The organism is Janthinobacterium sp. DSP2-3-3 (assembly GCF_049897325.1).
In the GTDB taxonomy this organism is placed as follows: domain Bacteria; phylum Pseudomonadota; class Gammaproteobacteria; order Burkholderiales; family Burkholderiaceae_D; genus Janthinobacterium.
On sequence record NZ_JAFCWA010000044.1, the window covers coordinates 1 to 547 of the forward strand.

General features: G+C 59.6%; 1 protein-coding gene. It reads right to left on the minus strand.

Annotated features, from left to right (window positions below; all coding sequences use genetic code 11):
- Positions 1-452 (minus strand): P2 family phage major capsid protein (locus ACP7DE_RS28000; protein WP_426075184.1); only part of this gene is annotated, 452 nt, incomplete at its 3' end.
- Between the last annotated feature and the right edge of the window lie 95 nt (positions 453-547).

A 547-nucleotide genomic window follows, 5' to 3' on the forward strand; every position in this document is an offset into this window, starting at 1 on the left:
GCCATGGCCTTGACGCCATTGAAACCGATGACGATGCGGTCGAGCGCCTGGCGCGTCAAGATGGCATTGGCCACGCGCGATTGAAAATCGGGGAACTTGGCCCAGGCGTCCAGCTTGGCATAGTTCAAATGCGTGTCGAAGTTGGTTTGCTCGCAGCGGTACTTGGTGCCGTCCAGGGTGGACAGGTCGCGCGTCTTGCGTTCCTTGTCCTTGGTGTTGGTGCGGCCGGCAATCGGGCCGGACACGCCCAGGCCCAGCTTTTCACCTTCCTGCTCGCCCACGCCGATGACGTTCACTTTCGACAGGAACTCGCTCGATTCCTGCATCTTGTTTTCCAGCTTTTGCTGCACGCTGGGCGTGACGCTGAAGGTCTTGGCCACGTTGTCCGTGTCGTTCAATTGGCCCAGGCGGGTTTCATATTGGCCAAAGACCTGGCGCGTTTGCTTTTTCATAAATCAGTGCTCCGTTGTTGAATGGGGTATTGGTGGATGGCGCGCGCGCTTAAAACTCGGTCTGCACGGCGCCGTCGTTGCCGGTGGCGGCCGGG